The following is a 26,931-nucleotide window of genomic DNA, read 5'->3' on the forward strand; positions in this document are numbered from 1 at the left end:
CCGCGCGTCCTCCAAGCCTGCACTGCACGAGTGGATCGCGCAGCGCCATAATCAACTCGCTTAAGGTGATGCCGAATGCCTACGGGCATGCTGACCGCCCTTGACGACTCCGTCGCGCCGGCGCGGCGGATCGATGACGTTCGCCAGGCGCTGGTCGCGCTATGGCCGCAATTCCTCTGGGCCGGGCTGTTCTCCAGCGCCATCAACCTGCTCTATCTGAGTTCGCCGCTCTATTTGATGCAGGTCTATAACCGCGTGCTGCTCAACGAGAACGTCTCCACGCTCGTCCTCCTCACTTTGATTCTCGCGATCGCGCTGCTCACCATGGCGGCGCTGGACGCGGTGCGCTCCTACATCCTGATCCGCTGCGGCATCCGCCTCGACATGGAATTGTCCGCGCGCGTGTTCGAGGCGCTGGTGGTGCGCTCGGCGCAGCGCGGCGCATCGCGCGGCGCGCAGCAATTGCGCAATCTCGATCAGTTCCGCACCTTCGTGACCGGCCCGGGCATCTATTTCGCGTTCGACCTGCCGTGGATTCCGATCTATCTGATGCTGCTGTTCTTCATCCATCCGCTGCTTGGCATCGTCGCGAACATCGGCGCGGTGCTGCTGCTTGGACTCGCCGGTCTCAACGAGATGATGACCCGCGAGCCAATGAAGGAAGCGGAGGCCGCCGGCAACCAGTCCTATGTGTTCACCGAAAACATCCTGCGCCACGCCGACGTGATCCGCGCGATGGGCATGCAGCCGGCGGTGGAGCGCAACTGGCAAAGCCAACGCTCATCGATGCTGGTGCAGCAGGCGCAGGCCAGCGACAAGAACGCGGTGATGACCTCCTCCATCCGCTTCTTCCGCCTGCTGTTGCAATCGCTGATGCTCGGCACCGGCGCGTGGCTTGCCATCGACCATGCCATCACGCCGGCGACCATCTTCGCCGCAAGCATCGTGATGGGCCGGGCGCTGGTTCCGGTGGAACAGGCGGTCGGCACCTGGAAGCAGTTCATCGGCGCGCGCGAGGCCTATGCGGAGGTGCGCGAGCTGCTTAGCGAGGTCGACCTGACGCCGCCGCACACCATCGTGCCGCGGGCGCGCAATACGATCGAGGTGCGCGAACTGCGCTGCTTGCTGCCGGCGCGCAAGGAGCCCGTCATCAGGGACCTCACATTCGAGCTCGGCGGTGGCCAGGCGCTCGGCATCGTCGGCCCGAGCGGCTCCGGCAAGAGCACGCTGGCTCGCCTTCTGGTCGGCGCCATCCTACCCTCCGATGGACGGCTGCGTTTCGGCGGGCTCGACTACAGCCACTGGGATCCGCTCGAGTTCGGCCGCCATGTCGGCTATTTGCCGCAGGACGTCGGCCTGTTCGCCGGCACCGTGCGCGAGAACATTGCCCGCTTCGGCGATGCTTCGACGGACGAAATCATCGACGCCGCCAAGCGCGCCGGCATTCACGAGATGGTGCTCGACCTGCCGAAGCAATACGACACCCGACTGGGTCCCGGCGGCGTCGGCCTGTCTGGCGGACAGCGCCAGCGTCTGGCGCTGGCGCGGGCGCTGCTCGGCCGCCCACCGCTGCTCGTGCTCGACGAGCCCAATGCCAATCTCGACGCTCCCGGCGAAGAGGCGCTGAAGGTGGCGCTGCTGCAGGCCAAGAGCGAAGGCGCCACCATCATCGTGATCACGCACCGCACCACCATTCTCGACATCGTCGACGTCATGATGGTGCTGCGGGGCGGCATGCTTGACATGTTGGGCCCGCCGGGCGAGGTCTACCATGCCCTCCAGCAGGCCGCCGCCGGGCGCGCGTCATGACGGCGATCGACGGCTTCACCCCGATGCGCGACCGTGCACGCTACGCACGCCCCTCGCGGCCGGCGCTGCTAGGTGCCGGCGTGGTGGCGGCGTTCGTCGCCGCGATGACGATGTGGGGAACACTCGCGCCGATCTCCGGCGCAGCCATCGCCAGCGGCAACCTCCAGGTCGAGGGGCGGCGGCAGAGCGTGCAGCACCCCTATGGCGGCGTCGTGCGCCAGCTCACCGTGCGCGACGGCGCGCGCGTCGAAAAAGGCCAGCTCCTGATCCGGCTCGATGACAGCGACCCGCGCGCCAAGCTCGATGTGCTCACAGCCGATCGCGACGCCGCGCTGGCAGCGCGCGCACGGCTGGTCGCCGAGCGCGACCGAAGCGACGCGCCGGAGTTCGACGAACATCTCCGTGCGCGCAGCGAACTATCCGCGGTGCGCCAGGCCATGGCCAACGAGACCGCGATGATGGCGGCGCGAAAGCACCAGTTTGCCGCCGAGACGGCGGTGCTGCGCGGCAAGATCAAGGAGCTCGAAGCGCAGATCGCGGGCACCCAGGCGCAGCTTGCCGGCACCGAGAAGCAGCGGGAACTGCTGACCGACGAGATGAACGGCGCGCAACATCTGTTCGCGCAGGGCTATACGCCAAAGACCCGCATCCTCGCTTTGCAGCGCGAGGACGCCCGGCTGCAGGCCGATATCGGCGCGCAGCAGGCCAGCATCGCCGGCATGCAGCAGCAGATCGCGCAGAACGACCTCGAGATCGCCAGGGTGGAACGCGCACGGATGAGCGAGATCACCGACCAGTTGCGCGCGACCGAAAACAAGCTCGCGGAGCTGGCGCCCAAGATCGACGCCGCCACGGACGTGCTTACCCGCACCCGGATTACCGCGCCGGCAACCGGCTCGGTGGTCGGCCTCGACGTCTTTACCGAGGGCGGCGTGATCCAGCCCGGCGCGCGGCTGATGGACATCGTGCCCACCGACAATCCGCTGATCGCCGCCGCAAAACTGAAGCTCTCTGATATCAACGACGTCGCCGTCGGCCACCGCGCCGAAGTGCAACTCACCGGCGTCAACTATATCGAGCGTCCCCGGCTCTACGGCACCGTGCATACGGTGTCCGCCGACCGCCTGACCGACGACAAGTCCGGACAAGGCTACTACGCCGTCGAGGTCGCGCTCGATCCCAACGACGTCAAGAAGGCGCGCATCGATCTGCAGGCCGGCATGCCCGCCGAGGTGATCGTGCCGACGCGTCCGCGCACCCTGTTCGAGTATCTGCTCGGTCCGCTGCGCGACGAGATCACCCGCGCGTTTCGCGAGCGCTGAGGAGGAGATGGCCATGGCCGAAGCCGTCAAGAACGCCCGCCGCTCCGACGAAGCTGAACGCAGCCGTCATCTCGCGGCAACCGAATCGGTTGCTTTCGCCACCATGCTGCTCGGCCTTCTCAACGACGCCGACGCCGCGCTGCACCGCGTGGAGCACGAGCCGGCGCGCGCGGCAGAACCGGCTGCCCTGCACCCGCCTCCGGCAGAGATTGTCCCGGCCGCGCTGCAGCCGGCCGATCCCGCACCCGGCCATGACGACCAGCATGCCGGCACGATCGAACCTCCGGCAGCCGATCTTTCGCCTGCGGTGCACGCCGAGGCCACGGCAACGAGCCAGCCACAGGATGCGGGCGCAACTCTCGCCGACGTTCCATCAGCCGACGTGCTCGCCACGCAGGCTTTTGCGTCGACGCCCGTGCCATCAGGCTTCAGCGCTGCGCTGGATCACGCGCCATCGGCGGGCGCGAATGGCTCACTCGGCAGCAGCACCGCATCACCGTCATTCGATCTTGGCGCATCCGTTCACAATTTTGCAGACAGCCTCACCGGGATCGTGGACACCGCGCTTGCAACGGTATCGAATACGATCGCAAACGTGAGTGCCACCGTCGGGCAACTGACGGCGACCGTGACCGGCACCGCGAGCCCTCTCCTCGACGGCTTGACCGGCACGGTGACCGGCCTGATTCATGACGCACCGGCCCCCAGCCTGCTCGAGCCGCTGACGACGAACCTTTCCGGCCAGACATCCGGCACCACGGATTTCTCTGGCGCCGCGCAGCACGACGTACCGCTGCTCGACACCGCGGGCGCGATACCGACGTCGCTGCTACATCCGATCCCGCTGCAGCTCGGCTTTCTCGGCCAGCCGACGATGGACGGCCATGAGCCGCATGACGGCGCATTCTCCGCGCTGGGGATCCATCATTTCTGAGGAAACGACGGCGCCATGAGCGAGGTTCGAGGGCCGGCATCTCTCTCGATGACGGTCAATCCTGCTACGTCGCATTCCCTGTGATGTAGCGCCACGATGGCCATTGCCCTCGGCCATCCAATCAACTATGAAGCCTGCTTCCGCGCGACTGGTGCTCAGATGGAGGACCATCGGGGAGCGCGGAAGCCATATGCCGCGCGCCTGGGCACCCGCTTCTTACGGAGGTGCCATGACTGCGGAAATCATCGACGGGCGCAAACAGGCTCAAATTCTTCTCGACAGTATTGCCGATGGGCTGGAGCAGCTATCCCAAGCGCCAGGGCTGGCGGTGGTGCTGGTCGGCGACGACCCGGCCAGTCACATCTACGTCCGAAGCAAGATCAAGATCGCAAAGCAGTTGGGGTTGCGCGGCGAGACGGAAATCCTGCCGCATGGCGTCAGCGAGGCCGAGCTGCTTTCCGTTATTACGACACTGAACGAGCGGGACGATATCGACGGCATTCTCGTCCAACTCCCGTTGCCGGCGCACATCGACACGTTGCGCATCATGGACGCGATCGATCCGGCCAAGGATGTCGACGGCCTGCATGCGCTGAACGCCGGCCGCCTGCTGCATGGCGCCGACGCCCTCGTGCCATGCACGCCGTCGGGTTGCCTGAAACTCATCAAGTCAATCGCACCGGATCTTACCGGGTGTCACGCCGTCGTCATCGGCAGCTCGAATATCGTCGGCAGACCGATGGCAGCGCTGCTGCTGGAAGAGCGCGCGACGGTGACACAAACGCATGTCCATACACGCGGCATCGCGTGCGTCTGCCGTGAGGCGGACATCCTGGTCAGCGCGGTCGGCAAGCCCGGACTTGTCCGCTACGACTGGATCAAGCCGCAAGCCATCGTCATCGACGTTGGCACCACGCGTGTCGCGAAGCAGGACAGCGGATACGCCGTTCAGGGCGACGTCGTCTTCGAGGAGGCGGTGCAGGTTGCCGGAGCCATTACGCCCGTGCCAAGAGGTGTCGGTCCGATGACTATCGCCTGCCTGATGGAGAATACGGTGAAGGCAGCGAGAGGCCGGCTAACGGCAAGGATGCAACGGCCGTCTACCTCGGCACACTAGTTTCGCCTTCCCCTGCACGCTGCGCCTCGACGAGCCAGAAGTGCGAGGCGAGATCGGATACCGGTCCGCTTTCGGGATCAAGATCTAGCGACCACACGAACTGCGGCCGCTGTTTGTGCCTGCAGCAGCCGCGATTTCGCCGTGGACCGCGTTCGGTCCCTCACGTCGCTTCGCGCTTGCGGCCACCTGCCCGAGGGTACATCACTGCGTGAAATACCGCGACAGCCGATGCGACGACCGCTGCTGCCATGCGTCGGTGGTGGCAAGAAAGCCGACCCAGCCTTGCTTCTCCCTGCCGGTTTTGCTCTTGCCCTTCTTGCCGGCGTTCACCTCCGCTTCGACGGCACGGAACCGATAATGATCATAGACGTCGAGCACATGCACCGCGTAGGCCTCGGCCAGCGCTTGATGTCCCCGCACGATGGTCAAATTTTCGTCGTTCGAGTATGAAGCCTTGTATCCGAGATTATGGCTTCCAAACGCGACGACGCAGTTATCCGGATCAAGCGGGTCGATGACGAGAATCTTATCGTGAATGATCGCACGTCCGACCGTCAATGTCTCGGCGAGCCGGAAATCTCCGAGCTCCCGGCCGATTTCCTTATCGGTGAGTGCAGTGGCTCGCACGACTGAGATACCGCCTTGCTGAAAAACATGCGGCGATGAGGCTGGAATTTTTGCGCCCGATTCAGTCTTGCGACTGGCTTCATAGCCCCACATCGCCTGTGTATCGGAAATTGCACCGACCACGTTGAGGGACGTATCCTTGAGGCCGAGATTGACGGCTTCGGCCACGATCGAGTTCAGGCCGCCACGAGAAGGCATGAACACGAGGAAAAATATCGCCTTCCGCGCCTTGCGCATGAGCGAAAACAGACGATCCATGTCGGGAGGAGGCGGAGGCAGCGTCTTCACGGTTTTTGCGGGTGGCTGCTCCTTGCCGGGCATATTCGGTGAAAACCAGCATTCGAATGTGCCGCCGTCGGGAAGCTTGCCTGTCACGGCTTTGCGATTCTCGGCCTTGAGTTTATCGCTTTGATTGGCGTCGGATGCCTTCGCGCTCAACGGCTTTGGGACTTTCAGTTTGTCCTTGTGCAGACGCCGCCAGTAAGCGAGGAACCCGGCGGCGATTTCTTCGTCATCAATACGGATGCAGTTGTTGCTCTGGCCCGCGACGCCCGACCAGGTCCAATTGGTCGAACCGGTCAGGACCGATTTCGCCGTGCCGGTGTCATCGACGTAGACGATGAACTTGTTATGACCGATGTGGCCCGACCCATTGAACATTCGATGCTGCAGCTTGAATTTCGTGCCGGATTTCCTGGCGAGCTTTTGCAGAACGCTGCGGGCCGCCTCATTGCGCGTGTCATAGAGCGTAATCTTCTTGCTCTTCTTGGCCGCGCTCGTTTTCTTCATCGCCGATTTTGCCTTTTTGCTTTTCGGCGTCGGGTCTCCTTGCTCGTCCGCACTTGAACTGCTGCCGGCATCCGAAAGGATCAGATCAAGACGCTCCGCATTCGCCGCGAGAAAGTCCTCGAGTTGCTTATCCTCGAGCTCGTAGAGCGCCGCATGGAAGCGGCCTCCGGGCTGCGCGAAAAAGTTCTCGATGAGTGGAAGGACTTCGCCGGCCAGATAGTTCCTCAGGAAATCGTCGGGACTTTTCAGCCGCCCCTCCAATTCGCCGGGCGTGATCCTGCCGTCCTCTTGCAGGATACGCACGATGAACTGCGTCGACAAAATGCCGTTGGTGAAGGTCGAGGTAAATGGCCCGCGGTCGCGCGGCACGTCCATAACATTCGTGCGGAACTCCGGGGTCAAAAAGCCGAGAGGGATCGGCTCGCCTTCGTAGGTGTGAAGGACTTCCTGTCTGGCTTTGCGGTCAAAGTGGCTTTCGGGCACGACCTCGACCCTCTCCAGGCCGTCCCGCAGGTGCCCGACTGCGCGGATACAATAGCGCACCCGCAACCTCTCTTCGCGTCGCTCCAGTTTGCTACGCCTCTTGCGCAATGTCAGGTCGCGCCAATTGAATTTCTGCACCGGCCAGACCGTCGTGTTCTGAGCCAAGCCCTCCGGGTTGTGCTGACCTTTGAAGGCCACATAGGCGGCGAGCGGCTTTGCCTCGATGACATCTCCGGCGGAGTTGAGAAATTCACGGACGATGTTGAAGCCGAGGCAGCCCGGTATGGCCGGGCCATCGATCTCCCAAGCAATGTAAGCGACCTCATTGTTGGAAAACGCGGTCGCGCGCACGATTTTGGTCATGATTGAATCCCGGGATCAACGGCCAGATCGGCCAAATGACAATCGTTATGCAACTCAGAGTATAGTACTACGCCATCTGTCGCCGCACCAGTATTCCCAGTTGGAAGGCGGATGATTGGTCGTCTAGCCCGCCAAGCTTGGCAGTCCAGGTGACCAGAGGGCATGCTCCCTGAGCCTGGGTTGTTGCGCCTGCAGAGCGATTCGGCGCGAATCATACGCGAGCGGGGCATTCGCGCCGCCAACTAGCTGCAAATTTCGTAACCGCCTCTGTGGCGTGCTGATCAAGCTCCACGCCGCTTGGAGTGGTTCGCGGACTTTCAGTTCTGCCGCACAGGTTGGCGGATCACCGTCTTGAGTTTTTCAGGCGCAGTCTTGCGAGGGTCGCTCAGATAGACCTCATGATGCCAACCGGCGAAGTCGTAGCCGCCCGAAGGCATGATCTCCCCGTGCAACATCGCGAGCAGCGGCCCTTCGTCGTCGTAGCTGCCCACGTGCAATGCTTGGAGGCAGAGGCCTTCCTCCAGGCTTTCGAGCCTCAGACTTTCAGGAAGTGTGCCGAGCTTCTCTCGCGCCTTGATCCTGGCAGCCAGGAAGGTTTCGTCATCCACATAGTCCGGCACCATGATCATCATGGTCCACTCCCATTCGTCCTTGCGCCGTGCGGAGAAGCTCTCAGGGTCGGGAGCTGACCAAAGTCCCTCCAATGGCATCACGACGAAGTCTTTCCCGTTTGCCTTGCAGGAGAATTTGATCGTAAAGGCCGTCGCGTAGAGGCTCTCCACGGCCAGTTTATAAGCTTGGGCGGTGTTCGGGTCACCATGACCATCTACCATGAGGTAGGAAACCGGCGGCACATTGATCGTCACGAAGCGATTAAGGGGAGCGGTGAAGAGTGGCTTCCTCACCTTCTTTAGGTCCAGCTTTTCCATCTATCTCTCACAGCATTCTGAACATGTTTGGACGATCGGACTAGGTCAGCCTTACTAGACCACACTAAGCCACCTCGCGCAGAATGCATTGAGCCAAGAGAGCCATAATGAGGAGGCGGCTCCCCATGGAAAAGAACGTAAAGGACTTGTTTGAGCGCTATGCGAAGCTGTTCCGAACGGCGCTTAGGGATCAAGTGGATATGGACCAAGTGACGTCTTCATACGCCACTGCATTCGTTGCTGCCTCTCCGGCTGGCGTCAGTGTCGGCCGGAATGACGAACACCTGAAGCAGATGATGCGACAGGGATTTGAAAATTATCGCCGAATCGGCACGAAGGATATGCGACTTCGTAATGTCCGCATCGCACCTATCGACGAGCACCATTGCCTGGCGCACGTCGCTTGGACCGCCATCTACGACCGTGGCAGCGAAGTGGATGTTTCCATTGATTTTGAGGTCCATTACCTGGTGCAGCAGCTCGAAGACACGCCAAAGATCTTTGGATGGGTGTCAGGGGATGAGCGAGCCGTTCTGAAAGAACACGGCATCATCTGAATTCCGCTTCCCACCCTTCACGTCCCGATGCAACCAGCAAATCTCGGCCTGTCTGCGATTTTGTGCCATACTTGCAAATAGCCTTTAGCCACATCAAGCGCTGTTTCACCGGCCCCGTTATGGCTGACATGGCAGACGATACCGCTGGCGTCATTGTCCGGCCGCCGATCGCGTGGGCGCTCGCGGTGCTTGCCGGGTTCGCGCTCAACTGGCTCATGCCCTTGCCGTTCTTGCCGGCCGCGCTACCTGCAGGCTGGCTGGGTGCGATAGTGTTTTTCCTTGCGCTGGCGCTGGTCGCGTGGGCGATCTCTACCATGACCCGGGCCGGCTCGAACGTGCCCACCAACCTGCCGACCACGACCATCGTGGAGGCTGGCCCCTACCGCTTCACGCGCAATCCCATCTATCTCGGCATGGTGCTGGGGCTCATCGGCTTGGCCAGTGCCTTCAACAGCCTCTGGCTGTTGGTGACGCTGGTGCCCTTCGCGCTAATCATCCGCTACGGTGTGATTGCCCGCGAGGAAGTGTATCTTGAGCGCAAGTTCGGCGACGTCTATCGCCGCTACTGCGCGCGGGTACGGCGGTGGCTATAGGGCTGGCGGCCAGGACCAGTGCCGGGGAACCCGTGCTTCGCCGTTCCCCGCAATCGCGGAACGGCATAGGCGCCGGTCGCCGAAAGGCGTATAATTGTTTGGTCCTTCGCGCAAATGATCAACCGCACGTGGAGGTGGCCATGAAATATGTGCTGCTTGGTAATCTGAGCCCGGAGTGGGCAAGCAAGCAATCGGAGCGGGTCGACAAGGCCAAGGCAAAACTCGACAAGCTAGGCATCAAGGTCGAGTCGATCCACTATACGCAGGGCTACTACGATTTCGTCGACATCGTCGATGCCCCGAATGAGGGAGCGATGCTCGCGTTCTCCGTCTGGTACGCGACGCAAGGTCTGGGGCGGATCCAAAGCATGCCGGCCTTCGACGCCCAGACCTTCGAAACCGCGATCAAGGACGCGGCGGGCTAAGCGCCGAGGCGTGGCTCACGGCTTTCCTGCGAACCACCCGTGCCACTTCGCTTTCGCGAGCTTGGTGCGGCATCCTTTCATGCGCGGTGGCACAGAGCGCGCCGACAGAGGCCATGGTGTTTTCGCGCTCTCCAATCGCGAGAAGATGCGGGAGGGCGTTACGAATAGCTGGGCTTGCCCCGATGAAACTTGGCTCATCGGGGCTATTCCGCGTGCAATTTCGGCGGCTTGATGCGGCGATTGCGAACGACAGGTGGTCAATTAACCTCAGCCAGCGGAACTCGCACTGGTCTCGACCATTGGCTCTTCCAGAGAGGAGCCCGCCCTATGCTTATCGAGCATCAGAACAAGCGGCCGAACATCGATCCGACCGCCTATGTGGCCCCGACGGCGGTGATCTGCGGTGATGTGACGATCGGTCCACGCACGCACGTCTCGTTCGGAGCGGTGATCGAGGCGCATGGCGCGCCGGTTCGGATCGGCGCCCAGTGCGTCGTGCGCGAGAACCTCAACATCCGCAGCATGAGCCGGAACGCCGTCGAGATCGGCGACCATGTCCTAATCGGGCCGCTGTCTTCGCTCAAGGGCTGCATCGTCGAGGACGAGTGCTTTCTGGCGACGGGCGTCAAAATCTATCAGGGCGCGCTCATCAGGCGGCGCACCGAGGTTCGCATCGACGGCGTGGTCCACGTGCGCAGCGTGCTGCCGCCGAACTCGCTTGTCCCGATCAAATGGGTGGCGGTCGGCGATCCCGCCCAGATGTTCCCGTCCGACAAGCACGAGGAGATCAACGCCATCCTGCGCGAAATGAACTTCCCCGAAGAGGTCTACGGGCTGGAGCGCCAGGCCGGCAGCGGCGTTGACATGGACATGAAGGAAGTCACCCGACGCGTGACGAGCGGGCTCGGCGATCATCGCGACGATCGGGAGCTGTAGCGCTCCGCTCCTGTCGCGCCGCTTGCGAGTGATCAATCGGTCAAGGAGAGGAGTTCTGATATGAACCCGGCGACGCGGCAACGATTTCGCCTCTCCGGCGGTACGGAGTTGTCCTTCATCACGGCAGGTGAGGCGTCCAAGCCCGCGGTGCTGCTCCTGCACGGCTTTCCGGGCTCGGCGGGCTATTTTCGTGAGGTCGTGCCCGAGCTGTCGCAGGCCGCATACGTGATCGCGCCCGATCTGCCCGGCTTTGGCGAATCCGACGTCCTGCCGACGGTCTCGTTTCCCGCCTTCGGTCAGGCAATCTCGGAGCTCCTGGACCGGCTCGCGATCGGACCGCGCTATGTCTACCTTCATGATTTCGGTGCGCCGGCGGGGTTTCACATCGCCATGCAGGCGCCGGAGCAAGTCCTGGGCCTCATCATTCAGAACGCCAACGCTCATCGAACCGGGCTCGGGTCGCAATGGGACCCGGTGATGGCCTATTGGTCCCATCCAGACCCGGAAAACGAGGCGGCTGCGACCGCGCATCTCACATTCGAGGGCGTGCGCAACGGGTATCTCGGCGGGATGCCGCCGGACGTGGCGGCGCGAATCCCGGCCGAAATCTGGGAGGAGGACTGGCGGGTGATGAACTTGCCGGGCCGGATGGACACGCAGCGCGCGCTCGTCAAGGACTACGGGAACTACGTCGCCCGGTTCGACGAAATCGCCGCATATCTCGCGCGCTGGCGACCGCCTTCCCTGATGATCTGGGCACGCCACGACCCCTTCTTCGATCTCGCCGAGGTCCTGTCATGGATGCAGGCGCTGCCGAGGATGGAAGCCCATGTTCTCGACGCCGGCCACAAGTTGCTCGAGACGCACGCCAAACCGGCACTCTCTCTCATGATGGAGTTCATCAGGCGAACACAAGAGAGACCTGCGCAACGTCCCTAAGAGACCCCATACGAGTTTATCCCAAGGCCGTTTCAGGGCGCGGGACGATTTTCTTCTGCCTTGAATCCAGAAGCGGCGATCCCGCTCTTGAACGCCCGATGCATCCGTGGCGGTTCTCTGACCGCTTGACGCGGCTCGCCGCCTGTATTCTCTTTTTGTTCTTTGGGCAAAGCGTACGAGGTCTTTCCTTTCATGCATGACATTTGCACCGACGCCGGGTCGATTACCCTCTTTATTCATAATGACGACGATACGCCCGTCGAATTCGTCCGGCAGCTCCTTCGCAACGTCTTCGGCGAGTCGGAACGGGAGGCGATCGCATTCACCGCGCTGATCGAGAACAAAGAGAAGGTGGCCTGCGGCCCCTACCCGGGCCCGGTCGCCAAGGCGCTGCTGGATTCGGCACGGCAAAGCATCAGCGCCGCCGGTCATGGTTTGCTGATCACCAGCGAAACCGCGACCACGAAAGGCGCATGCGATCTTTGCGGAGCACCGGCGACTGGCAGTGAAATCCTGCTCGCCGGCAGGACAGCGTGCCTCTGCAACGGCTGCCTGCTTGCCGTGAGGCGCGCATCGGAGGCCGTGCCTGGAGACGAGTTCAAATACGCCTGGCTCGCGCTTGACTGGCACTTTGCCGGAATCCCGCGAAACCAATTGGTGACGAGAGCGCGGCAGTTTCCCGGCCACATGCGCGCCGACGTCCAGGTCGCGGTCGACCAGTTGCTCGCCTCGCCGCTGCACTTCTTCGGCATTCACGAGGAGTATCGCTATGAGACGCTGGTATTTGCGGCCCTGATTAAGGAGGGCCGGAACGCACCCGCGCTTGCGCCGCCGCAGTACCACGACGTCGAGATCGGTGAAGCGCAGCCGGTGAAATGCCTGCATAACGGACTGTGGCTGTGCGGGGCCGGCGAGCTCCGCTACGCCGTGCTGCTATCGTTTCATCGCGAATACCAGCATGAGGCTGCGATACGCATCGAGATCGCCGTGCCGGCCGGCGCCGCCGGCGACGCATTGGTGCAACGTTCGTTCGCCGAGCTTGAAGAGGCGGTGCACGCCGCGCGTTCCTATCGCGGCAAGATCCTTTCGCTCGAAGGAGGATCAGACTATCGCGGACGGTCGAGCGGGGTCATGGTGCACCGGCTACCGGCGGTCGGACGTGATGAAGTCATCTTGCCCGAACAGACGCTGAAGCTGCTCGATCGCAACGTCATGGGCTTTGTCGGCAATCGCGCGGCGCTTCGCAAGCTGGGCCAATCGACCCGCAAGGGCATCCTGCTTTACGGCCCGCCGGGCACCGGCAAGACACGATCCGTTACCTCGCGACCAATTTGCCCGGACATACGACGTTGATCATCACGGCCGAGCAGGTGGCGTTGCTCGGCGCCTATATGAAGCTGGCGCGCCTGTTGCAGCCGACGATGGTAGTGATCGAGGACGTCGACCTCATCGCCCGCGATCGTGAAGAGATGGGATCGTGTGAAGAGCCGCTGCTCAACAAGCTGCTCAACGAAATGGACGGGCTGAAGGAAGACTCCGACATCCTGTTCGTCCTCACCTCCAACCGGCCGGAGCAGCTTGAAGGCGCGCTGGCCGGCCGGCCCGGACGCATCGACCAGGCGATCGAAGTGCCGCTGCCCGACGGCATCGGCCGCAGCAAGCTTGTTCAGCTCTATGGCAAGGACCTGCCGATGGATCAGACCATCATTGATGAGACCGTGAATCGCACGAAGGGCGTCAGCGCCGCGTTCATCAAGGAATTGATGCGGCGTATCGCGCAAGCGAGCATTTTTCGGGATGGCGGTTCGACGGTCGAATCCGGCGACATCAGCGAAGCGCTGGACGACATGTTGTTCACTGGCGGCAGACTCAACGTCACGCTGCTCGGCGGGCCGCAGGAAATGGCAGGCTCTTGATCGGACTTGGCTTCGGAGGCGGAATAAAGCGGCATGTAACAAGTATATGCCAACGGAGCAGCGTGATGCCGGAGCAGAGGCGTGTCAGGCTATTCCGCCACGGGCGAATTCAGGCGGTCCGTATTCCCGTGGAGTTCGAACTACCGGGCGACGAGCGATCATGCATCGCGCGGGTGACCGTCTAGTGGTCGAGCCGGTCCGCAAGCGCGGACGGGTTGCTTTGCTCAAGTCGATGAAACCGATTGGAGGAAGGTTTCCTGAAATCGACGATCCCGTACCGGTGCGGTAGAATAGGTTATGACCCGCTACATGTCATGAACCCGAGGGCGTTTCAGCCAAAACCACCCTGTACAAATGTCCGACGTCGAATTGCTGGCGGCCTATGTAGAGGCACGGCGACAGTTCGTCGAAAAGAAGTTCGCGCGCGATACGCAGCGGGCGCGGCTGGAGCGGCTCAGAGCCAAAATGTCCGTCGGCAGCCCGGGCGGGGTCACCGAGCGCAACATGGCTATCGACGTTTCCGAGGAAATCGCGCGCAAGGGCACGCGAAGGCCATTGAAGCGCCTGAGGCATCCTTTGCACATCGGCGTTAGTCGATAGGCGCCAGTCCATCGAGCACGTGCACAGCGGCAGCCTCTAGCAGATCAAGATATTTACGCGATGCAGTTGATAAGTGGCGCGCCACGGCCGATGAAGATGGGCACTATTGCTTCCCCGCGGCGCCGCGCCCAGATAATGTGACGCTGTAACGCAGGACTTGATCAATGCTTCTAGCAATTGAGCAGGGAAACACCAACAGCCTGTTCGCGGTTCACGACGGCGAGCATTGGATCGCCCAATGGCGATCGGCTACCGAGCCTAGCCGTACAGCCGATGAATACGCCGTGTGGCTGTCGCAGCTCATGGCGATGCACAAACTTGAGCTCAGCCTTTTGAATGCCTGTGTGATATCGAGTGTAGTGCCGCAGTCAATCTTCAACCTGCGAAACCTGTCGCGTCGTTACTTGCACGCCGAGCCGTTGATCATTGGTGAGAATACCGAGCTGGGCATCGAGGTGCGGACCAAGAAGCCCTCGGAGGTCGGATCGGACCGTCTGGTCAATGCGCTCGGCGCACTCAAGGTCTATTCCGGGCCATTGATCATCGTCGACAGCGGGACCGCCATCACGCTGGACGTGATCGGGAGTGATGGCGGCTTCGAGGGAGGTGTGATCGCGCCAGGCGTCCACCTGTCGATGGAGGCCCTGCACGCAGCCGCCGCGAAGCTTCCCAGAATTGCGCTGCAAAAGCCACGACGGGTGGTAGGCGATGACACGGTTAGCGCCATGCAGTCCGGTATTTTTTGGGGTCACGTTGCGCTCATCGAAGGAATGATTGCTCGCATTAAGGCTGAGCGGAACGAAGCAATGACGGTCGTCGCCACCGGCGGTGTCGCATCGTTGTTTCACGACGCCACCAAGGCGATAGATCACTTCGATCCCGACCTGACGATTCGCGGTCTGCTGGAGATATACCGGCGTAGTACGGGATCACGGTGACACTGCACTCAATTCGAGAACCTAACGGCTTCAATCGAAGGAGCGGCCGATTTGGCTGCGATCGCGTATTCCGAAATGGCGCGCTACGCCGGATAGACACGACGAATACAATCTGCCGTTCCTACTTCGCTAGCGCCGCTAGCGAGCGCAGATCGCTGCGATTTCCATCCGGCGGGTCGCGAGATTTAAGCAGGAACGTAAGTCAACCTGATCACATCCTCGCCAATCCGATCGTTAGTCACAAGGCGGAGCGGCGGCCGGGGTCCGGCGAAATATGGCTTGCCGTGGCCAAGCACGACGGGGTGCAGGTAGATTCGATACTCATCGATCAAGCCAAGTTCGGTTAGGCTTTGCGCCAAGTCCGGGCCAGCAACTTCGATCTCCCCGTCGCGCCCGGCCTTCAACTCGCGGATCGCGCCCTCAAGATCATCCTCAACAAGCCTGGCGTTGGGGCCGACCGACTTCAACGAGCGCGAGACGACCCATTTCGGCTGGTTCCGCCACGCCGCCGCGAAGGCGTGTTCCTCTGCACCCCACTCAGGATGATCGTCGTCCCAGTAACGCATGATCTCATACATTTGGCGGCCGTACACACTACCTGTCTGCCGCTGAGCCTCCTCGATGAAGTGGCGGAAGAGCGTAGGGCTTGGCGCAAACGCCATATGGTCGACGTAGCCGTCCAGGGACTGGTTCATTCCGAACACGAGCTTAGCCATACCCAATTCCTTCCTCATGCGGCACATCCACGCGGTTCTGATTGCGTTATGCAATCGGTTGTAAGCTAGATTGACTGATTTTAAATCGCAATTGGGAACGGCGACGGCACGTTCGCCCGCGATCAAGTGCGCGCTGTCGCGCAGCGGGTGTAAGTCGTGAGCCGGAAAGAGGTTCGCATTCGCGAGCTGCGGAGCGAGCTGCTCCGAACGCTAACCGCCGCCTCTGGCGTAGAGGCGGCGGTGCTAGGCGTTCGTGCCTTTGAACCGAAACTAACGCGGGCGGGGCTCTCCCTGAACCGTTACCGATTACTACCGAGTGGTTCTGCCAGTCCGATGAGAAGTCCTTCGGGGCCGCGGATGTAGCAGAGCCGATACAAGTCCTCGTACTGAACCACTTCGCCGACGAGCTGCGCGCCGTGCTTACGGAGTCTGGTGAGTGTTTCGTCGATGTCGCTCACTGTGAACATAGCACGCAGGTAGCCGAGGGCGTTCACCGGAGCGTTCCGGTGATCGGCGACTACAGACGGAGTGAGAAAACGCGAGAGCTCGAGGCGGCTGCGGCCGTCGGGAGTGACCATCATGGCGATCTCGACGCGCTGATTACCCAGTCCAGTGACGCGTCCGGCCCATTCTCCTTCAACCATGGCTCGTCCCTCAAGCGTCAGGCCAAGCTCGGTGAAAAAAGAGATGGCATCATCGAGAGATTCCACCACGATGCCGACATTGTCCATTCGTAGCAACTTACTTTTAGTCATGATTTTGGTCGTGTCCCTGGTGATGTTGTAGCTGCTGGACGGTAGCACTACGCCATCCACGGCGCGAAGAGCTTCGGGCACGCTCATAGTCGTCCATTCATTCTCGCGCTTCTTCCGCGATCAGTTCCAGTTCTACGTCCGCAAGCTGGCAAAGAATGGCGTCCGCCCGATTTCAATCACGCAGGACCTCGGCGACGACCCGATGAGCGTGATGATGCGGCAGATCATGACCCCGTTTGATGAGTATCGGTCGAAGGAGAACGCAAAGCAGTGTCCGCTATGCGCGACCAGGCTCATGCGGATACCGAACGTGCCGTCGCGGCGTCAGAACGTGTTGGACCAGCCATCACGCCAGAGAGCCTACGCCGGTTCGCACTGAGTGCGCGCCGCAAGTTGCGAAGCGAAGATGGAACATACCGGCGGGACCATTTGCGCGCCGTGGCCCAGCGCGTTGAGGTCGTCAGTCCGAGCGAGATTCATATCCGTGGCACGAAACCGAACTGCTCCGGACACTTGTTGCCGCTGCTGGCGTAGAATCGGCGGCTGCTGGCGTTCGCAGCTTTGTACCGAAATGGCGCGCCCGAAGAGATTCGAACTCCTGACCCCCAGATTCGTAGTCTGGTGCTCTATCCAGCTGAGCTACGGGCGCGTTTTCGCTTGGCATTTGGGCTTCAGAGGCCCCGATGCGTCCGACAAAAGCCTCGGACCGTCGCGAAAGAGCGCTTTAGCTACCCGCTCCGGCTTCGCTTTGCAAGGTGGGGAAATGCGATCAGGGGGCCAATTCCGGGCGGTATTTCCGTCATTCGGGGACGCGCCTAGCGCAAACGTCGGATGTCCCCCTGCCCATCGGGGAATCTCGCGCCGTAACCGCTGGATTTCGGGTTCGATATTTCGCATCGCCCGGAATGACTGCGAGACCAAGCGCTTACGCCCGCGCCCGCTCGTTGCGGACGCTCTGCAGTTCCACCGGGCGGTCGGGGATCGAAACACGGAAGGTGGCGCCGATGGTGCCTTCGACCAGGTGGATGTCGCCGCCATGGGCGCGGACCAACTCGGCGGCGATGGCCAAGCCCAGCCCGCTGCCGCCGGGGCGGCCGGAGGTCTGGAACGCCTCGAACAAGTGCTCGCGCGCCTTTGCCGGCACGCCCGGACCGGTGTCGGACACCTCGATGATCGCGACCGAGCCTTCGCGGCGGCCGGTGATTCGGATCTGCAAGGTCGCAGCGTCGCCCTTGGGACGGCTGTCGAGCGCCTGCACCGCGTTGCGCACCAGGTTGAGCAGCACGCGAAAGAGCTGGTCGGGATCGGCGTCAATGGAGAGGCCGCGCTCGATCGCGTTGATCCAGGTGATCGAGGCGTCGGCGGCGAGGCCAGCGGATTCGCGCACCTCGGTGACCACGGGTTCGAGCTGGATCATGCGGCGGTCGGGCTCGGCTTCCTGGGCGCGGCCGTAGGACAGCGTCGACTGGCAGAAGTCGATGGCACGCTCCAGCGAGCGCATCAGTTTCGGCGCAAAGCGCTGCACCCGTGGATCGGGCACGCTGGCCAATTGATCCGACAGCAATTGCGAGGACGCCAGAAGATTGCGCAGATCATGGTTGATCTTCGATACCGCAAGGCCCAGCGCGGCAAGCCGGCTCTTCTGGGAGAGCATCGAGACGAGGTCGCGCTGCATGTCGGACAGTTCGCGCTCGACAACGCCGATCTCGTCGCCACGCTGGCTCGGCACGATGATGCGTGCCGCGCTTTCGGGGTTTTCGTGGAAGCCGACGAGATTGGCGGTCACCCGCCGCATCGGGCGGACAAACAGATAATGCAGCGCGAGGTAAACCAGCCCCGCGGCGAGCATCGCTATCCCCAGCGAGACCAGCAGCAGATTGCGGGAAAACCGGTACATCGCCAGCCGCAACGGCTTTTCATCGACCACGACCTCGATGAAGTGGGCGCCGCCGGGCGCGGGTCCCACCACGCGGATGGTCTGGTTGCCGGTATCCACCATGGTCTCGAAGGATTCCACGATCGCGGACCACACCGTCAGGGTGCGCAGGTCGATATTGCGATCGATCGCCGCAGGCAGGTCGGCGCTGGCGAGCAGCCGGCGCTGTTGTCCCATCTTGATGGCAACCGCGCGCGCGCCGACGCTGGTCAGGATTTGACGCGCGAGCGAATCCGGGACCATTCCCAACGGCGCCGCATCCAGCACCAGGGCGGCAGTGTTGGCCGCCGCCAGACGATCGTTCAACCGATTGGTCCAGAAATTCGCGATCGACGGCACGTAGATCATCAACAGCGCGATCATCACCAGCGGGATCGTCAGCAGCAGCAGCTTGCCGGACAGGCCGAGGCGCCGCTGGGCACGGGGCCGCGGTACTTGAGGGGTCGGCTGGTCGTCAGTCGCTGACACGAATATCCGCCTTGATATCTCTGCTTTTGGAGCCGGACCCAAGCCCCCGGCCCAAATCGGTCGGTATCGCGATTCCAAGGATGCGTTTGGGCAACCTGGTGGTCAAATTACCGATCGCTAATGTCCTGCGGTTCCGATGGTCCGGGTGCGCCGCTGTCTTGCCCCTGAAAACCCCACGAAAACAGATATATTCGCCCTAATTGCGACGTTTCAAAGAACGGCTGGTGTGGCAACCCCCGACATTGACGAAAACAGGTCGCTCCCGTATAAGCCGCGCCAATTGTCCGCGATGGCCCGGTTTCACCCGGGGGCGGCTCGCTTTGGGCCGTAAATGGCCCGTTTTCGGGCCGGCCCGCATCATCGGACGCATCTCAATCCAACAGGCAAATTGCCCGGTCAGCGGAGAACTACCCGTGAAGCGGACTTATCAACCCAGCAAACTGGTGCGCAAGCGCCGTCACGGCTTCCGCGCCCGTCTCGCCACCGCCGGCGGTCGCAAGGTTCTCGCAGCCCGCCGCGCGCGCGGCCGCAAGCGTCTGAGCGCCTGAGCCGGATCCTTTCCGGAGATTTAATTCATGGATCGGCTGAGGCAGCGGGCGGACTTTCTCGCCGTTGCCAATGGCACGCGGGCCAATAGCGCTGCCTTCGTGGTGCAGGGCCGGGCCCGCGAGGATGACGGCCCGATCCGAATCGGCTTCACCGTTACCAAAAAGAACGGTACTGCTACCGAGCGCAATCGCATCCGGCGCCGGCTTCGCGAACTTGTGAAGCGGCTGGACGTCATATCAATGCGACCGCACCATGATTATGTGCTGGTAGGCCGTCGCGCCGCGCTCACCCGCGACTTCGCAACCATGCTCGACGATCTCCGCTCGGCGCTGCATCGCCTCGACCGGCAGCCGACGGGCAAGGCGTTTTCGAGCGAAGTGGATTCCGGTTCGCGTGAAGAAAACGCGTCAAAACGAAAAGTGAGGGCCTCGGTTGCGACGTCAGTCGGAACCGAAAGGGCCCGAAACCCGAATTGAATGGCGAGACCTCAAAAACGATGACCGACAACCGCAACACCATCCTCGCCGTCATTCTGTCCGGCCTCGTGCTGATCGCCTGGCAGTATTTCTACAATATGCCGCAGATGGAGCGGCAGCGCGCGCAAAGCCAGACCCAGGCTGAACTCAGCAAGTCGTCGCCGCAGACGGCGCCGGGAACGACAACGCCGCAGCCGGGCTCGACTCCCTCCGCCACCACGCCGGCCGGCCAGCCGGGCGCGGCTGCGCCCGTCGTCAGCCGCGACGCTGCGATTTCCGCTTCGCCCCGCATCAAGATCGAGACCCCGCGGGTCTCGGGAAGCATCTCGCTGAAGGGCGCCCGCATCGACGACCTGTCGCTGGAGAAATTCCGCGATACCGTCGACCCGAAATCGCCCGCGATCGTGCTGTTTTCGCCGTCAAACACCGCGCATCCCTATTACGCGGAGTTCGGCTGGGTCGCTGCCCCGGGCTCGACGGCGCGGCTTCCCGATCGCGATACAGTGTGGCAGCAGGAGGGTTCCGGCAGCCTGACGCCCGGCAACCCGGTGACGCTCAAATACGACAATGGCGAAGGCCTCACCTTCCGCCGCACCATTGCGATGGACGACCGCTATCTCTTCACTATCAAGGATGATGTTGCCAACGTCGGCAGCGCGCCGGTCACGCTCTATCCGTTCGCACTGATCTCGCGCCATGGCACGCCTGAGGTCTCGGGCTACTACATCCTGCACGAAGGCCTGATCGGCTATCTCGGCGACAAGGGCCTGCAGGAACACGGCTACAAGGCCGTCGCCGAGGCGCCCGTTCTGGGCAATGGCGCACGCGGCTTCGAGTTTAATGTAACGAATGGCTGGCTTGGCATCACCGACAAGTATTGGGCCGCGGCGCTGTTGCCCGACACGTCGGCGCGCCTCAAGGCCCGCTTCCTCGCCGAACCCGGCGCCAAGGTTCGTTATCAGGCCGACTACCTGCAGGATCCCCAGACCATTGCGATCGGCGGCACCGGCAGCGCCAATGCGCGGCTGTTTGCGGGGGCCAAGGAGGCCGGCGTCGTCGGCATCAATTTCCCGCTCGCCGGCCACGGCGGTTACAACAAGCAGCTCGGGCTGAACCATTTCGATCTGTTGATCGACTGGGGCTGGTTCTACTTCATCACCAAGCCGATGTTCCTGGCGCTCGACTATTTTTTCCATCTGTTCGGCAATTTCGGCGTCTCCATCCTGCTGGTGACCCTGCTGATCAAGCTCCTGTTCTTCCCGCTCGCCAACAAGTCCTACGAGTCGATGGCGAAGATGAAGTCGGTGCAGCCGCAACTCGCGGCGCTGAAGGAAAAGTATCCCGACGACAGGCAGAAGCAGCAGCAGGAGATGATGGAGATCTACCGTAAGGAGAAGATCAACCCGATCGCCGGCTGTCTTCCGATCGCGCTGCAGATCCCGGTGTTCTTCTCGCTCTACAAAGTGCTGTTCGTCACCATCGAGATGCGGCATGCGCCGTTCTATGGCTGGATCAAGGACCTCTCGGCGCCCGACCCGACCAACCTGTTCAACCTGTTCGGTCTGCTGCCGTTCGATCCGACGCATATACCGGTGATCGGATATTACCTCGCGCTCGGCGTCTGGCCGATCATCATGGGTATCACGATGTGGATCCAGATGAAGCTGAACCCGACACCGCCGGATCCGACCCAGAAGATGATCTTCGACTGGATGCCGCTGATCTTCACCTTCATGCTGGCGGGCTTCCCGGCGGGTCTCGTGATCTACTGGGCCTGGAACAACTTGCTCTCGGTGGTCCAGCAGAGCTACATCATGCGCAAGAACGGCGTGAAGGTGGAGCTGTTCGACAACCTCAAGGCGACGTTCGCGCCGAAGAAAGCCGCCGAGAAGACGTAAGAGCTGCCGCGCAAGTCAGCAGTGAAAGCACTTTCCAACCCCGTCATGCCCGGCCTTGTGCCGGGCATCCACGTCTTTACGGTGTTGGTAATAGAGAAAGACGTGGATGGCCGGGACAAGCCCGGCCATGACGATGTATCTGGGACCTTCGCATGACCGCCGAAACTGATGCGAAGCTGATCGAGGAGGGCCGAAAGCTCTTCGCCGGCGAATGGAAGTTCGTTTGGGCCTCGCCCTCGATTGAGACGCTGCCGCCGATGGCCGGCGTGGAAGTGGCGTTTGCCGGACGCTCCAATGTCGGCAAATCGAGCCTCATCAACGCGCTCACCGGCCGCAACGCGCTGGCGCGCACCTCGCATACGCCTGGTCGCACCCAGGAACTGATCTTCTTCGAAGGACCTGACAAGGCCGGGCTGCGACTGGTCGACATGCCCGGCTATGGCTATGCCTCGGCGCCGAAAACCAAGGTCGCCTCCTGGACCAAGCTGATCCATCAATTCCTGTTAGGACGCGCCACGCTGGCGCGGGTCTATGTGCTGATCGACGCGCGCCACGGCATCAAGGATGTCGATCAGGACGTACTAAAGACGCTGGATAAATCCGCTGTGAGCTATCAGGTGGTGCTGACGAAAGCGGATCAGGTGAAGGCCGCCGAGCTGCAAAAGAACATCGCCGAAACCACGACCGCGCTCGCCAAGCATCCGGCGGCGTTTCCGGACGTATTGGTGACATCCTCGCGCACCGGTGCCGGCATGCCGGAATTGCGCGCTGCGATGGTGCGCCTGTTGAAAGAGCGTGGCTGATGAACCGCGCCGGCCGCATCCTGATCGTGCTCGCTGCCATCATGGGCGCTGACGGTGTCATGCTGGCGGCCGCCTCCGCCCATGGCGCGGATGCGTCGCGGCTGATGTCGGCGTCGTCGATGCTGTTGTTTCACTCCAGCGCCGTATTAGGCGCCGTCGCATTGGCCGAGCGCGGGATCGTTCACGCGACAATCGGCATCGCGGCCGCTTTCGGCTTCGTGGTTGCGGCGGGCCTGTTCGCCGGCGATTTGACGCTGCGGCACTATGCCGGGCATGGGCTGTTTACAATGGCCGCGCCGACCGGCGGGACGCTGCTGATTGCAAGCTGGCTGGCGCTGGCGGTCGCGGCAGCCTGGCCACGGCGGGGGTGAGAATTCCGTAGATGGGGTAACGGGCCGGCCGAACCAGCCGCACGCTCGCTACGGCGCGATTTGGAAGCGCGCTCGCGTGCGGCTTTGCCGGGAGGCGGTCGTCCCTCAGACTGATGGTGTCAATAACCGGAGTCGGGCGAGCCCGCTCCAAGCATCATCGAGGGACGACCATGTACCACTATGCCGGAATCGACGTGTCTTTGAAAAGCTCGACCATTTGCGTGGTCGATGGCGCGGGCAAGATTTTGCGTGAGGCGAAGGTGGCGAGCGAGCCGGAGGCCCTGATCGCCTGGTTTCGGTCGTTGGGGCTTTCGCTCGAGCGGATCGGCCTGGAGGCAGGTCCTCTGTCGCAATGGCTTTACGCGGCGCTGCGCGAAGCGAAGTTTGCGGTCGAGCTTTTGGAGACGCGGCACGTCCGCGATGCCTTCAAATCGATGCCGGTGAAGTCGGACCGCAATGATGCCCGCGGGATCGCGCAACTGATGCGGCTGGGCTGGTTCCGCCCGGTGCACTGCAAGTCGATCGAAGCGCAGGAGACGCGTGCGGTTCTGACGGCGCGCAAACTGCTGCAGTCGAAGCTGCGCGACGTCGAGAACAGTCTGCGTGGCGTGCTCCGGGGCTTTGGCCTGAAGGTCGGCAAGACCACCGAATGCACGTTCGCCAGCCGTATCCGGGAGCTGGTCGCCGGCCATCCTGGACTGGAGCTGGTGGCAAAGGCGCTGCTCGAAGCCCATGCCGTGCTGCGGCGCGAGTTCAGCAGCCTGGACAAGCGAACCCAGAAGCTCGCCCGATCGCATCCGCCGGCCAGGCTTCTGATGACAACGCCGTCAGTCGGTCCGATCGTCGCTCTCACCTATGCCGCTGCGATCGATGATCCGAAGCGATTCCGCGCATCCAAGGCCACAGGCGCGCACTTCGGACTGACCCCGAAGAAACATCAGTCGGGGCAAAAAGACTACACCGGCCGCATCAGCAAGATTGGCGATGCCTCGGTGCGGGAGGCACTCCACCAGGCCGCTCACGTCATGCTGACCAAACCGATCAAGGGCTGCTCGGCGCTGAAGAGCTGGGCGATGCGGATCGCCAAACGCGCGGGCATGCGCAAGGCCAAGGTGGCGCTGGCGCGCAAGCTTGCCGTCATCCTGCACCGCATGCTTGCCGACGCCAAACCGTTCAACCCGATGGCCAAGGCCACCGCAACCTAAGCAAGGAGCATCGATCGATTCCGGGCGGGCCAAGACACCAGGCTCTCCCCGAGCGAAGTCCCTCGCCGGGACGATGGATCCGGTCAGGCCGCCATCCGGGAAGTCGGCTCACAACCACGCACCCCGTAGATTGGCCGGCCGGTTCCTCATGCACCCCAGAAGGTGACGGCCTCAGCGCCGATCCCGTACAGAAGCAAGTGCCCGGCAAGTGGACCAAGCAAGAGGGATTGACAAACCAAGGCCCGTTACAGAAGCCCGGATGGAGCGAAGCGCAATCCGGGGCCGATGCCGCCACTTGATGGAGGTTTCCCGGATTTCGCTTCGCTCCATCCGGGCTACGGCCTTCGCGATCCCCACTTTGCGCCCTGCGCGCCAATCGGATAGAACCCGGCCCGACATTTGAGAATGGCGAGACCCGCTTCATGACATCAGCGCAAGATATCAGCCCGCTCGATCAGGCCCGCATCCTGTCGGAAGCGCTCCCGCACATGCAGCAATATGACGAGGAAACCATCGTCATCAAATATGGCGGCCACGCCATGGGCGCGGAGGAAACCGCCAAGGCGTTTGCGCGCGACATCGTGCTTCTGGAGCAGACCGCGATCAATCCTGTCGTGGTGCATGGCGGCGGCCCGCAGATCGCGACCATGCTCAAGCGGCTCGGCATCCAATCGGAATTTGCCGCCGGGCTGCGCATCACCGATGCCGCCACGATCGAGATCGTCGAGATGGTCCTGGCGGGCTCGGTGAACAAGCAACTCGTCGGCTACATCAACGAGGCCGGCGGTAAGGCCGTCGGACTGTCCGGCAAGGACGGCAACATGGTGAAGGCGACCAAGACGTCGCGGACCATGGTCGATCCCGATTCAAACATCGAGAAGGCGATCGATCTCGGCTTCGTCGGCGATCCCGACAAGATCGATCTGACGCTGTTGAACCAGTTGATCGGTTATGAGCTGATCCCGGTGCTGGCGCCGCTCGCGACCTCGCATGACGGCCAGACGCTCAACGTCAACGCCGACACCTTTGCCGGCGCGGTGGCCGGCGCGCTGAAGGCCAAGCGGCTGTTGCTTCTCACCGACGTTCCCGGCGTGCTCGACAAGTCGAAGAAGCTGATTCCGGAACTGTCGGTGAAGGACGCGCGAAAGCTGATCGCCGACGGCACGATTTCCGGCGGCATGATCCCGAAGGTCGAGACCTGCATCTACGCGCTGGAACAGGGCGTCCAGGGCGTCGTCATCATCGACGGCAAGATGCGGCACGCGGTCCTGCTCGAATTGTTCACCAATCAGGGCACCGGCACGCTGATCCATAAGTGATGCACGAGCGGCAAAAGAAAGTCGTCATGGCCGGGCTTGTCCCGGCCATCCACGCCTTTATCGGCTGCAGCAGGAAAGACGTGGATGCCCGGGTCAAGCCCGGGCATGACGAGCGGGGAACACGGCGGCCAACACGCTCCGCGTTAACTCGCATTCTGATGTCATTGCCGGCCGCCGCGATGTCGCTGTTCGCTTCTTCACTGCCCGCGTTCGCCGACTTAAAACTCTGCAACCGCATGAGCTACGTCGTCGAGGCCGCGATCGGCATCGACGAGAAATCGGCGACCGCGACGCGCGGCTGGTTCCGGATCGATCCGGCCGCCTGCCGCGTGGTGCTGCAGGGCGCGCTCACCGCCGACCGCATCCTGTTGAACGCGCGCGCACTCGGCGTCTACGGCGCCTCGCCGATCCCGCAGAACGGCAGCGACACGCTGTGCATCGCGCCGGACAATTTCGTCATCGCCGCCGCCCGCCAATGCCGCGGCAATCAGACGCCGGCACTCTTCACGCAAATCACGCCGACGCGGACCGACGACGGCAATCTCGTTGCCTATCTCGCCGAGGATTCCGAGTATGACGACGAGCAGGCGCGGCTCGCCGGCATCCAGCGGCTTTTGGTGATTGCAGGCTATGACGCCGCCCCGATCGACGGCGTCGACGGGCCGAAGACGCAGGCCGCATTGAGCGCCTTCTTGAAGAGCCGCGGGATGGCGACCGAAATCGTGCAGTCGCAGAATTTCTTCGCCACCATGATCGACGCTGTGCAGAAGCCTTCCTCCACCGGGCTGACCTGGTGCAACGACACGCCGCACAGGATCATGGCCGCGGTCGCAACCGACGACGGCAAGGCGGTGACCAGCCGCGGCTGGTACCGCATCGATCCCGGCAAGTGCCTTCATCCCGATGTGATCGGTCAACCCAAACAGGTCTACAGTTTCGCCGAAGCTGTCGACGTTGAAAACCGCGCCATCAAGTACCGGGACAAGCCGTTGAACTGGAGCGGCCCGAAGGAGCTATGCACCCGCGACAGCAAGTTCGAGATATCCGAACAGGGCGATTGCGGCACCCGCGGGCTTGCGGCAATCGGCTTTGCGCCGGTCGATATGAGTAGCGGCGGCAAGACGCTGCGATTTGCGATGCCGTGATGAAACTACGCTC

27 protein-coding genes, 1 tRNA gene, 1 pseudogene and 1 riboswitch are annotated in these 26,931 nt (G+C 62.4%); of the genes and pseudogenes, 22 read left to right on the plus strand and 7 right to left on the minus strand.

Annotated elements, in window-relative coordinates; genetic code table 11:
- The first annotated feature begins 75 nt into the window (after positions 1-75).
- The 4 genes from RX328_RS41320 (at position 76) to RX328_RS41335 (ending at position 5,182) form a co-directional block, all read left to right on the plus strand.
- Positions 76-1,809 (plus strand): type I secretion system permease/ATPase, encoded by a 1,734-nt coding sequence (locus RX328_RS41320; RefSeq protein WP_249726978.1) that lies wholly within the window; start codon positions 76-78, stop codon positions 1,807-1,809.
- Complete coding sequence (locus RX328_RS41325; RefSeq protein WP_213254538.1) at positions 1,806-3,131, plus strand: HlyD family type I secretion periplasmic adaptor subunit; 1,326 nt, start codon at positions 1,806-1,808, stop codon at positions 3,129-3,131. The genes RX328_RS41320 and RX328_RS41325 overlap by 4 nt, the downstream gene beginning before the upstream one ends.
- Positions 3,132-3,144: 13 nt before the next feature.
- Complete coding sequence (locus RX328_RS41330) at positions 3,145-4,065, plus strand: hypothetical protein (protein WP_213254536.1); 921 nt, start codon at positions 3,145-3,147, stop codon at positions 4,063-4,065.
- Between the two features lie 134 nt (positions 4,066-4,199).
- Positions 4,200-4,279: riboswitch (ZMP/ZTP riboswitch) on the plus strand.
- 15 nt (positions 4,280-4,294) lie between these two features.
- Positions 4,295-5,182: a bifunctional 5,10-methylenetetrahydrofolate dehydrogenase/5,10-methenyltetrahydrofolate cyclohydrolase gene (locus RX328_RS41335; RefSeq protein ID WP_213254534.1), complete on the plus strand. Its 888-nt coding sequence runs from the start codon at positions 4,295-4,297 to the stop codon at positions 5,180-5,182.
- Positions 5,183-5,383: 201 nt separating this feature from the next.
- On the opposite strand, the gene RX328_RS41340 is transcribed toward RX328_RS41335, so the two are convergent.
- Positions 5,384-7,444, minus strand: coding sequence for a phospholipase D-like domain-containing protein (locus tag RX328_RS41340; protein WP_213254532.1), 2,061 nt, complete (start codon positions 7,442-7,444; stop codon positions 5,384-5,386).
- 317 nt (positions 7,445-7,761) lie between these two features.
- On the minus strand, positions 7,762-8,373 hold the full coding sequence (locus RX328_RS41345; protein ID WP_213254530.1) for a GyrI-like domain-containing protein: 612 nt from the start codon (positions 8,371-8,373) through the stop codon (positions 7,762-7,764).
- Positions 8,374-8,498: 125 nt separating this feature from the next.
- On the opposite strand from RX328_RS41345, the gene RX328_RS41350 reads away from it, so the two are divergent.
- The 5 genes from RX328_RS41350 to RX328_RS41370 all read left to right on the plus strand — a co-directional run bounded on the left by RX328_RS41350 (position 8,499) and on the right by RX328_RS41370 (position 11,823).
- A complete protein-coding gene (locus RX328_RS41350; RefSeq protein WP_213254528.1) occupies positions 8,499-8,930 on the plus strand; it encodes a nuclear transport factor 2 family protein in 432 nt (143 codons plus the stop codon).
- A gap of 119 nt (positions 8,931-9,049) precedes the next feature.
- Positions 9,050-9,523 (plus strand): methyltransferase family protein, encoded by a 474-nt coding sequence (locus tag RX328_RS41355; RefSeq protein WP_213254526.1) that lies wholly within the window; start codon positions 9,050-9,052, stop codon positions 9,521-9,523.
- Between the two features lie 140 nt (positions 9,524-9,663).
- On the plus strand, positions 9,664-9,948 hold the full coding sequence (locus tag RX328_RS41360) for a GYD domain-containing protein (protein WP_213254524.1): 285 nt from the start codon (positions 9,664-9,666) through the stop codon (positions 9,946-9,948).
- Positions 9,949-10,275: 327 nt separating this feature from the next.
- Positions 10,276-10,884 (plus strand): gamma carbonic anhydrase family protein, encoded by a 609-nt coding sequence (locus RX328_RS41365; protein ID WP_213254522.1) that lies wholly within the window; start codon positions 10,276-10,278, stop codon positions 10,882-10,884.
- A 60-nt stretch (positions 10,885-10,944) separates the two neighbouring features.
- Positions 10,945-11,823 (plus strand): alpha/beta fold hydrolase, encoded by an 879-nt coding sequence (locus RX328_RS41370; RefSeq protein WP_213254520.1) that lies wholly within the window; start codon positions 10,945-10,947, stop codon positions 11,821-11,823.
- A 32-nt stretch (positions 11,824-11,855) separates the two neighbouring features.
- Here the strand turns inward: RX328_RS41370 and RX328_RS41375 are convergent, their stop codons facing one another.
- Positions 11,856-12,017 (minus strand): hypothetical protein, encoded by a 162-nt coding sequence (locus tag RX328_RS41375; protein ID WP_317258594.1) that lies wholly within the window; start codon positions 12,015-12,017, stop codon positions 11,856-11,858.
- Here RX328_RS41375 and RX328_RS41380 point away from each other — a divergent pair.
- The 4 genes from RX328_RS41380 to RX328_RS41400 all read left to right on the plus strand — a co-directional run bounded on the left by RX328_RS41380 (position 12,016) and on the right by RX328_RS41400 (position 15,277).
- The gene (locus RX328_RS41380) at positions 12,016-13,176 is read left to right on the plus strand and encodes an ATP-dependent Clp protease adaptor ClpS (protein WP_249726976.1); all 1,161 of its coding nucleotides are present in this window, start codon (positions 12,016-12,018) and stop codon (positions 13,174-13,176) included. The genes RX328_RS41375 and RX328_RS41380 overlap by 2 nt on opposite strands.
- A complete protein-coding gene (locus RX328_RS41385; RefSeq protein ID WP_249726974.1) occupies positions 13,173-13,739 on the plus strand; it encodes an AAA family ATPase in 567 nt (188 codons plus the stop codon). The genes RX328_RS41380 and RX328_RS41385 overlap by 4 nt, the downstream gene beginning before the upstream one ends.
- Positions 13,740-14,093: 354 nt before the next feature.
- Positions 14,094-14,339, plus strand: a complete 246-nt coding sequence (locus RX328_RS41395) for a hypothetical protein (RefSeq protein WP_213254517.1) — start codon at positions 14,094-14,096, stop codon at positions 14,337-14,339.
- Between the two features lie 164 nt (positions 14,340-14,503).
- The gene (locus RX328_RS41400) at positions 14,504-15,277 is read left to right on the plus strand and encodes a type III pantothenate kinase (protein WP_213254515.1); all 774 of its coding nucleotides are present in this window, start codon (positions 14,504-14,506) and stop codon (positions 15,275-15,277) included.
- 185 nt (positions 15,278-15,462) lie between these two features.
- On the opposite strand, the gene RX328_RS41405 is transcribed toward RX328_RS41400, so the two are convergent.
- Both RX328_RS41405 and RX328_RS41410 read right to left on the minus strand, forming a co-directional pair.
- A complete protein-coding gene (locus tag RX328_RS41405) occupies positions 15,463-15,993 on the minus strand; it encodes a dihydrofolate reductase family protein (RefSeq protein ID WP_213254513.1) in 531 nt (176 codons plus the stop codon).
- Positions 15,994-16,292: 299 nt separating this feature from the next.
- Positions 16,293-16,748 carry a VOC family protein gene (locus RX328_RS41410; RefSeq protein ID WP_213254586.1) on the minus strand — a complete coding sequence of 152 codons (456 nt, stop codon included), beginning with the start codon at positions 16,746-16,748 and terminating at the stop codon, positions 16,293-16,295.
- 85 nt (positions 16,749-16,833) lie between these two features.
- On the opposite strand from RX328_RS41410, the pseudogene RX328_RS41415 reads away from it, so the two are divergent.
- Positions 16,834-17,016 (plus strand): annotated as a pseudogene (locus RX328_RS41415) (recombinase family protein); the annotation flags it as partial.
- 304 nt (positions 17,017-17,320) lie between these two features.
- Here RX328_RS41415 and RX328_RS41420 read toward each other — a convergent pair.
- Together RX328_RS41420 and RX328_RS41425 are read right to left on the minus strand one after the other, a co-directional pair.
- A tRNA-Arg gene (locus tag RX328_RS41420) sits at positions 17,321-17,397 on the minus strand.
- 276 nt (positions 17,398-17,673) lie between these two features.
- Positions 17,674-19,152, minus strand: coding sequence for an ATP-binding protein (locus tag RX328_RS41425; protein ID WP_213254511.1), 1,479 nt, complete (start codon positions 19,150-19,152; stop codon positions 17,674-17,676).
- A 413-nt stretch (positions 19,153-19,565) separates the two neighbouring features.
- Between RX328_RS41425 and rpmH the strand changes: the two genes are divergently transcribed.
- The 8 genes from rpmH to RX328_RS41465 all read left to right on the plus strand — a co-directional run bounded on the left by rpmH (position 19,566) and on the right by RX328_RS41465 (position 26,918).
- A complete protein-coding gene (rpmH, locus tag RX328_RS41430; protein WP_008542748.1) occupies positions 19,566-19,700 on the plus strand; it encodes a 50S ribosomal protein L34 in 135 nt (44 codons plus the stop codon).
- A gap of 27 nt (positions 19,701-19,727) precedes the next feature.
- Positions 19,728-20,177, plus strand: a complete 450-nt coding sequence (rnpA, locus tag RX328_RS41435) for a ribonuclease P protein component (protein WP_213254509.1) — start codon at positions 19,728-19,730, stop codon at positions 20,175-20,177.
- A gap of 20 nt (positions 20,178-20,197) precedes the next feature.
- Positions 20,198-22,075, plus strand: coding sequence for a membrane protein insertase YidC (yidC, locus tag RX328_RS41440; protein WP_213254508.1), 1,878 nt, complete (start codon positions 20,198-20,200; stop codon positions 22,073-22,075).
- 152 nt (positions 22,076-22,227) lie between these two features.
- Positions 22,228-22,878, plus strand: coding sequence for a ribosome biogenesis GTP-binding protein YihA/YsxC (yihA, locus tag RX328_RS41445; RefSeq protein ID WP_213254506.1), 651 nt, complete (start codon positions 22,228-22,230; stop codon positions 22,876-22,878).
- Positions 22,878-23,249, plus strand: coding sequence for a DUF423 domain-containing protein (locus RX328_RS41450; RefSeq protein WP_213254504.1), 372 nt, complete (start codon positions 22,878-22,880; stop codon positions 23,247-23,249). Before yihA ends, RX328_RS41450 begins: the two co-directional genes overlap by 1 nt.
- Positions 23,250-23,419: 170 nt before the next feature.
- Positions 23,420-24,454: an IS110 family transposase gene (locus RX328_RS41455; RefSeq protein WP_317258590.1), complete on the plus strand. Its 1,035-nt coding sequence runs from the start codon at positions 23,420-23,422 to the stop codon at positions 24,452-24,454.
- 422 nt (positions 24,455-24,876) lie between these two features.
- A complete protein-coding gene (argB, locus tag RX328_RS41460; RefSeq protein ID WP_213251050.1) occupies positions 24,877-25,773 on the plus strand; it encodes an acetylglutamate kinase in 897 nt (298 codons plus the stop codon).
- A gap of 158 nt (positions 25,774-25,931) precedes the next feature.
- Entirely contained in the window at positions 25,932-26,918 is a 987-nt protein-coding gene (locus tag RX328_RS41465) for a DUF1036 domain-containing protein (protein ID WP_213251322.1), read from the plus strand.
- Positions 26,919-26,931: the final 13 nt, after the last annotated feature.

The sequence above is a fragment of the Bradyrhizobium sp. sBnM-33 genome, assembly GCF_032917945.1.
Classification (GTDB): Bacteria; Pseudomonadota; Alphaproteobacteria; order Rhizobiales; family Xanthobacteraceae; genus Bradyrhizobium.

What these genes read in the sequence shown, in the direction of transcription:
- yidC (WP_213254508.1), top strand. Translation starts at nt 20,198, where the DNA reads ATGACCGACAACCGCAACACCATCCTCGCCGTCATTCTGTCCGGCCTC.
- RX328_RS41355 (WP_213254526.1), top strand. Translation starts at nt 9,050, where the DNA reads ATGGCTGACATGGCAGACGATACCGCTGGCGTCATTGTCCGGCCGCCG.
- RX328_RS41365 (WP_213254522.1), top strand. Translation starts at nt 10,276, where the DNA reads ATGCTTATCGAGCATCAGAACAAGCGGCCGAACATCGATCCGACCGCC.
- RX328_RS41380 (WP_249726976.1), top strand. Translation starts at nt 12,016, where the DNA reads ATGCATGACATTTGCACCGACGCCGGGTCGATTACCCTCTTTATTCAT.
- RX328_RS41465 (WP_213251322.1), top strand. Translation starts at nt 25,932, where the DNA reads ATGTCATTGCCGGCCGCCGCGATGTCGCTGTTCGCTTCTTCACTGCCC.
- RX328_RS41400 (WP_213254515.1), top strand. Translation starts at nt 14,504, where the DNA reads ATGCTTCTAGCAATTGAGCAGGGAAACACCAACAGCCTGTTCGCGGTT.
- RX328_RS41330 (WP_213254536.1), top strand. Translation starts at nt 3,145, where the DNA reads ATGGCCGAAGCCGTCAAGAACGCCCGCCGCTCCGACGAAGCTGAACGC.
- RX328_RS41370 (WP_213254520.1), top strand. Translation starts at nt 10,945, where the DNA reads ATGAACCCGGCGACGCGGCAACGATTTCGCCTCTCCGGCGGTACGGAG.
- RX328_RS41395 (WP_213254517.1), top strand. Translation starts at nt 14,094, where the DNA reads ATGTCCGACGTCGAATTGCTGGCGGCCTATGTAGAGGCACGGCGACAG.
- RX328_RS41360 (WP_213254524.1), top strand. Translation starts at nt 9,664, where the DNA reads ATGAAATATGTGCTGCTTGGTAATCTGAGCCCGGAGTGGGCAAGCAAG.
- RX328_RS41450 (WP_213254504.1), top strand. Translation starts at nt 22,878, where the DNA reads ATGAACCGCGCCGGCCGCATCCTGATCGTGCTCGCTGCCATCATGGGC.
- RX328_RS41410 (WP_213254586.1), bottom strand. Translation starts at nt 16,748, where the DNA reads ATGACTAAAAGTAAGTTGCTACGAATGGACAATGTCGGCATCGTGGTG.
- RX328_RS41455 (WP_317258590.1), top strand. Translation starts at nt 23,420, where the DNA reads ATGTACCACTATGCCGGAATCGACGTGTCTTTGAAAAGCTCGACCATT.
- RX328_RS41335 (WP_213254534.1), top strand. Translation starts at nt 4,295, where the DNA reads ATGACTGCGGAAATCATCGACGGGCGCAAACAGGCTCAAATTCTTCTC.
- RX328_RS41340 (WP_213254532.1), bottom strand. Translation starts at nt 7,444, where the DNA reads ATGACCAAAATCGTGCGCGCGACCGCGTTTTCCAACAATGAGGTCGCT.
- RX328_RS41345 (WP_213254530.1), bottom strand. Translation starts at nt 8,373, where the DNA reads ATGGAAAAGCTGGACCTAAAGAAGGTGAGGAAGCCACTCTTCACCGCT.
- RX328_RS41325 (WP_213254538.1), top strand. Translation starts at nt 1,806, where the DNA reads ATGACGGCGATCGACGGCTTCACCCCGATGCGCGACCGTGCACGCTAC.
- RX328_RS41320 (WP_249726978.1), top strand. Translation starts at nt 76, where the DNA reads ATGCCTACGGGCATGCTGACCGCCCTTGACGACTCCGTCGCGCCGGCG.
- rnpA (WP_213254509.1), top strand. Translation starts at nt 19,728, where the DNA reads ATGGATCGGCTGAGGCAGCGGGCGGACTTTCTCGCCGTTGCCAATGGC.
- RX328_RS41350 (WP_213254528.1), top strand. Translation starts at nt 8,499, where the DNA reads ATGGAAAAGAACGTAAAGGACTTGTTTGAGCGCTATGCGAAGCTGTTC.
- yihA (WP_213254506.1), top strand. Translation starts at nt 22,228, where the DNA reads ATGACCGCCGAAACTGATGCGAAGCTGATCGAGGAGGGCCGAAAGCTC.
- argB (WP_213251050.1), top strand. Translation starts at nt 24,877, where the DNA reads ATGACATCAGCGCAAGATATCAGCCCGCTCGATCAGGCCCGCATCCTG.
- RX328_RS41375 (WP_317258594.1), bottom strand. Translation starts at nt 12,017, where the DNA reads ATGAAAGGAAAGACCTCGTACGCTTTGCCCAAAGAACAAAAAGAGAAT.
- RX328_RS41405 (WP_213254513.1), bottom strand. Translation starts at nt 15,993, where the DNA reads ATGGCTAAGCTCGTGTTCGGAATGAACCAGTCCCTGGACGGCTACGTC.